This window comes from Candidatus Zixiibacteriota bacterium (assembly GCA_021159005.1).
GTDB lineage: Bacteria > Zixibacteria > MSB-5A5 > UBA10806 > 4484-95 > JAGGSN01.
Map to the genome: position 1 here is coordinate 1 of JAGGSN010000094.1, position 5,071 is coordinate 5,071.

At 43.3% G+C, this 5,071-nt stretch carries 6 protein-coding genes, 1 tRNA gene and 1 other RNA gene; 2 read left to right on the plus strand and 6 right to left on the minus strand.

Annotation, left to right across the window (positions count from 1 at the left end; translation table 11 throughout):
* Positions 1-378 precede the first annotated feature (378 nt).
* The 6 genes from recR to J7K40_06165 form a co-directional block, all read right to left on the minus strand.
* Entirely contained in the window at positions 379-969 is a 591-nt protein-coding gene (recR, locus tag J7K40_06140; GenBank protein MCD6161976.1) for a recombination protein RecR, read from the minus strand.
* An 8-nt stretch (positions 970-977) separates the two neighbouring features.
* Positions 978-1,295, minus strand: coding sequence for a YbaB/EbfC family nucleoid-associated protein (locus J7K40_06145; protein MCD6161977.1), 318 nt, complete (start codon positions 1,293-1,295; stop codon positions 978-980).
* A gap of 53 nt (positions 1,296-1,348) precedes the next feature.
* Entirely contained in the window at positions 1,349-2,977 is a 1,629-nt protein-coding gene (gene dnaX / locus J7K40_06150; GenBank protein ID MCD6161978.1) for a DNA polymerase III subunit gamma/tau, read from the minus strand.
* 43 nt (positions 2,978-3,020) lie between these two features.
* Positions 3,021-3,285, minus strand: an RNA gene (gene ffs / locus J7K40_06155) — signal recognition particle sRNA large type.
* Positions 3,286-3,304: 19 nt separating this feature from the next.
* A tRNA-Ala gene (locus J7K40_06160) sits at positions 3,305-3,377 on the minus strand.
* Between the two features lie 121 nt (positions 3,378-3,498).
* The gene (locus J7K40_06165; protein ID MCD6161979.1) at positions 3,499-3,801 is read right to left on the minus strand and encodes a tetratricopeptide repeat protein; all 303 of its coding nucleotides are present in this window, start codon (positions 3,799-3,801) and stop codon (positions 3,499-3,501) included.
* A 407-nt stretch (positions 3,802-4,208) separates the two neighbouring features.
* Between J7K40_06165 and J7K40_06170 the strand changes: the two genes are divergently transcribed.
* Together J7K40_06170 and J7K40_06175 are read left to right on the plus strand one after the other, a co-directional pair.
* Complete coding sequence (locus J7K40_06170) at positions 4,209-4,514, plus strand: winged helix-turn-helix transcriptional regulator (protein MCD6161980.1); 306 nt, start codon at positions 4,209-4,211, stop codon at positions 4,512-4,514.
* A 49-nt stretch (positions 4,515-4,563) separates the two neighbouring features.
* Positions 4,564-4,968, plus strand: a complete 405-nt coding sequence (locus J7K40_06175; protein ID MCD6161981.1) for a rhodanese-like domain-containing protein — start codon at positions 4,564-4,566, stop codon at positions 4,966-4,968.
* Positions 4,969-5,071 lie beyond the last annotated feature (103 nt).

The following is a 5,071-nucleotide window of genomic DNA, read 5'->3' on the forward strand; positions in this document are numbered from 1 at the left end:
AGCTTGAGGTAACCATCAACGACAAAGGCTACATCATCCGTAATGAAACGAAAGGTACTATAGGCAAGGTAGCCCAGGTTAGCGGTGTGGCGATGCCTCCAACTTTACGCCATGCCCCATGTCCGCAGACAGGCGGGCGCCGGCAGGCAGGAAAATGTTAAACAGACGGTCTAAATTTGTTGTAATAAGCTGAAAAAGTGAGGCACTACACTTTTTTGCGCTTTGTAACCTGCTTATAGTAAATTGCTTAACAAATCGAACTGTAGAAGATGAGTCTAAGGTGGGATGTTGCCTGGGCTACGGATATAGCATCCGCCTAAGGCGGACAAAAGGCCGGACAGTAGTGAATTTTTTTCTTAATTTGTTAACCCCCTGAGGTTATACTATATCAGTTCTGTTCTCCAAGGCTTTGCTCAGGGTGGTTTTATCTGTATACTCCAAAAATCCCCCTACTGGTATGCCCCTTGCGATACGGGTAAGCTTGATATTAAGCGGTTTCAGCATATTGATAATATATGCCGCCGTTGCCTCGCCCTCCGTATTAGGATTAGTGGCTAAAATTATTTCTTTAATTCCGCTTGCCGCTCTTTCCTTAAGCGAGGCTATGTTAATATCATCAGGGCCAACTCCATCAAGAGGCGAAAGAGCGCCGTTGAGCACATGATAAATCCCTTTGTACTCTCCAGCATTTTCAATCACTAACACATCGGATGGTTCCTCAACCACACATATCAGGGAACTCTCTCGTTTGGAGTTGGAGCAGATATGGCAAATATCACCCTCTGCTAAATTGCCGCACAGTCGGCATGGCTTTAGAATCTTTTTTGCTTTGATTATAGCGTTGGCAAACTCCTCAACTTTGGACAACGGCAACTTGAGGATAAAAAAAGCAATCCGGGAGGCGCTTTTTTTTCCAATCCCCGGCAGTATCGTCAGTTTGTCAATTAAATCATCTAATATGTTTGCCATAAATACTGTTAGAACTTCAAGCCCGGTATTGGCAAACCTCCGGTCAAGCCCGAAAGGCCATCTATCTGGAGTTTTTCGGCGTTTTCTTTAGCCTGATTAACAGCCGCCAGAATAAGTTCCTCAAGCATTTCAATCTCGTCCGGGTTAACAACCTCCGGATCGATTTTGATTTCCAACAGTTCTTGTTTGCCGTTAGCGACAACTTTCACCATTCCGCCGCCGGCGCTTCCCTCAACGGTTTTGTCTGCCAATTCCTCTTGCATTTTCTCAACGGATGCCTGCATTTTCTGCATCTGTTTCATCAAATCGCCAAGTCCTTTAGCCATATATGCTCCTTGTAAAACATCTATAAAAAGTTGTTGATTCATTTCGAACTTCCTCAAGAACCAATAATATCACCATCGATATTATCGATTATCGTTTTAATTTTCGGGTTTTGTTCTAAAATTTTGTTAACGTTTCCTTGCGGTAATTTCTGCCCGTTATCTATATTATTATTAGCTTTAATAAAAACAATCCCGACATTGCTGCCGCAATATTCGGATATCTGTTCAGCAATAAAGCTTTTATCCGTTTCCAGTAAAGACTTGTTGCCGCCGTTCTTATCGGTATAGCCCAAAGTTACCATATTATTTTCGGCTTTTTCAATAGACATATGCTGCAAATTAACCCAGACCATTTTTCTTTTAGCCTTAATAAAGTTTAAGAAATTAGGCCACCATTTATTGATATCCTCAAGTTTATGCGGTCCGGATGGCTGTATCTTAGTAGTTGCCGGTTGGTTATTGGTGTTATCCGGTTTGCTATAACGGCTGGCATGCTTCACCGGCGGCTGTGAATAATTCATCTTTTTAGAAGTACTTTGGGAAGCCGGTTTTGCAGATATCCCCTGAACTAACAGCTGATTTATCTCTATCGTTTTATCAAGCCCGGCCATACGGGTCAGGGCAACCTCGATTGCCACTACCGGGTCTACTCCCGATTTTTTAGCGGCTATAAAATCAGCAAGTATTTGAAGCATTCGCAATAAATCAAAAGTATCGATATCGGTTGTCAAAGCCTCATATTTCTCCAGTTCTACCGTATCTATTTCGAGAAGGGCAATATCGCGAATTTTGTTTTTTATCATTAATAACTTGCTGAGAAAATATGATAATTCGGTTGACATTTCATCTATATCGCCGCCCTCGGCAATATAGATATTAAGCAGTTCGAGAACCTGGGAAGCGTTATGTTCGATAATAGAGCTTGTTATCTTAAACAGAAAATCAGCCTTAACTAACCCCAGAATCTCCGATGCGGATTCGGCGGTAATCTTGCTTTCGCTAAAACTGGTCAGTTGGTCAAGCAAGGATAGCGCATCACGAAGCGAGCCATCGGCTTTACGGGCTATCATAAGCGCCGCCTTGGGTTCGATTTCCTGTTTCTCCTGCTTGGCGATATTATTGACAGTTTCGGCTAATGCCGATACCGGCACTCGTTTGAAATCGAAACGCTGAGTGCGCGAAAGAATTGTCGCCGGCAGATTTTGCGGCTCGGTTGTGGCGAATATAAATATCACATGCGGCGGAGGTTCTTCCAATGTTTTTAACAGGGCGTCGAAAGCTTCTTGGGTAAGACGATGAACCTCATCTATAATATACACTTTATACCTTGATGATACCGGCGCATAACGAACATTCTCCCGAAGTTCCCGAATGTCATCGATACCGCGATTGGAGGCGGCGTCGATTTCGAAAACATCCGCGGAGATGCCGGCTTTGATTTCCTTGCAGTTGACGCACTCACCGCAGGGAGTATCAGTTGGGCCTTTTTCGCAATTAAGCGATTTGGCTAAAACCCTGGCGGTAGTTGTCTTGCCAGTGCCGCGCGGACCACATAATAAAAAAGCATGAGCAATACGGCCGCTTTTAACAGCATTTGACAGCGTCTTTGTTATATGATTCTGAGCCAGAATCTTGGAAAAATCATCCGGTCTGTATCGTCGAGCTAAAGCTAAGTAACTCATAGGATAGGTCTTACCTTGCCGTTCCTTTTGGAATAAATTAATAACGCGCACCCATCTTCGACCCTTAGCCAGTAAACAGCCGTCGCCGGAAAGCTCACGTTCAAGTAAACTTGCATCACACGGAGAATCCACTTACCGCTGCTACTTTCCAGTCCTGACGGGGTTGGGCGGCCTGCCGTTGCGCAAGGCTTGTTCGATCAACACTCCCGTACGGCGTCTGATTAAAGTTTCCAAGCCTCAGATGGGAATTCGGCCCCGGTAGAGCGGATTCCGGGTTCAGGGCACCGCTAACTCCCCACCTAGCGCGTAATTATATTGTCAAACAACTGGAGCAGAGCGGGCTCGAACCGCCGACCTGTACGTTGCGAACGTACCGCTCTCCCAACTGAGCTACTGCCCCGAAATCTCTCCTCAAACAACGTGTCGGGCTTTACCCCGTTGCAATGGGGTTATAGTCCGACCTACTTTATCAGTATAATAAATAAGCTGAATTCGGCAAGGATTTTTATTTGGGGGGATAATTATTGATTTTCTATTTCTTCTAATGCTTTCAGTATTTCAGCTTTGCCATGGGTCAATTTATGTTTTTCTAGTATATTGAATGCTTCATTAAGATATTTGAGTGTTGAGTCTTGATTACCTTTATACATATAAACTGAGCCAATACTACTTAATGCCATTGCTTCGTTTTTTATATAGCCTATATCTTGAAAAATTTTAAAAGATTGTTTAAAATATTTTAGCGCATTATTAAGATTGCCTTTTAAAAGATATATAGTGCCTATGTTCCCTAATGCTCCCGCTTCACCATTTTTATTCGCTATTTTTCTCTATATATATAAGGATTGCTCGAAATCAAATAAAGCATCATTTAATCTATTTTTTTGAATAATTAAAGCTATAGCTTTATTTGATAACATAAGTGCTTCACCTTGTTTATGTTGGTTTGCCTCAAGTGGGGGTGGGATGCCTTTGTAAAATTGCCAATGAGGTAACCCACTCCTGCCCAAAGAGGGAGTGGGGCACCAGGCTGATTATAAAATTGTAGGTAATATCTCAGTTATTGGGGGCAGTCACCGGGCTTGCTAAGATATTTAGCCTGTCATAAAGAATCCCTAAAAAAAGGAATATAAAAGCTTAATTGTAGAATAATTCCCCTTGACAATCGAATAATTATATGATAATATGGCCATATGGTAATATTGTCATATAGAATTGAGATTTATAAGGCATGAGGAAAAAAGTCACGGTTGATCTTCGTTCTCCAGCCAGGGTTCTTAAAGCACTTGCACATGAATCACGGTTAGCGATTGTAAGCCGTTTGGCTGATGGCGCATGTACGGTCGGAGAACTTGTCTCGGTAATAGGTGGGGATCAGTCTACTGTTTCCAAACATCTGACCATATTGAGATCCGCCGGTATCGTAAACGATGAACGTAAAGGCCGAACAGTAGAATATCGTCTTGTAATTCCCTGCGTTGTGGAATTTTTGCATTGTGCAATAAAGGTTATCCAAGAACGGAAAAACATGAATTAACAGGGGCTGGTTGGATAATTTTGCGAAAGATAGAAAGGAAAATGCCATTATGAATGACATGGATCATGTTTTACGGACAATGACTTTTGAGTTTTTTGGCGCGGGAAAGCATAAGATAGAGATGGAAAAATTACTTACAATGGATGATGCGGTCTTTTTGGACGTGCGCTCGTATCCCGAGGTGGAATCTCTGCAGCTAAAGCTCGAACACCATATCGAGGCGCTGCATATTCCGATTGACAAAATACCCGACCGCATTGGGGATATCCCCCGTGACAGAACGCTCGGCATCTTCTGCAGTACCGGCATCAGGTCGACCATTGTGTATGCATTTCTACGTGCGAAGGGATACGAAAACTTGCGCGTCGTCCTAGGGGGTTACGAGGCCGTTGCGAGCCTTGTGCTGCCCGGGAAATTGCTGAAGCATATCGAGACGAAAAGGCTCGGAAAATAATCGTCATGCTTAAGATTACCGTAGTAGCCCTGATTATTTTTGCTCTATCTGTCCTGATGACCATGACGGGACGCGGCGGCGGCAATTTCTACGTGCTTACCCT

Excerpts from the sequence above, each read along its gene's own strand:
- recR (MCD6161976.1), bottom strand. The coding sequence starts at position 969 with ATGGCAAACATATTAGATGATTTAATTGACAAACTGACGATACTGCCG.
- J7K40_06145 (MCD6161977.1), bottom strand. The coding sequence starts at position 1,295 with ATGGCTAAAGGACTTGGCGATTTGATGAAACAGATGCAGAAAATGCAG.
- dnaX (MCD6161978.1), bottom strand. The coding sequence starts at position 2,977 with ATGAGTTACTTAGCTTTAGCTCGACGATACAGACCGGATGATTTTTCC.
- J7K40_06170 (MCD6161980.1), top strand. The coding sequence starts at position 4,209 with ATGAGGAAAAAAGTCACGGTTGATCTTCGTTCTCCAGCCAGGGTTCTT.
- J7K40_06175 (MCD6161981.1), top strand. The coding sequence starts at position 4,564 with ATGAATGACATGGATCATGTTTTACGGACAATGACTTTTGAGTTTTTT.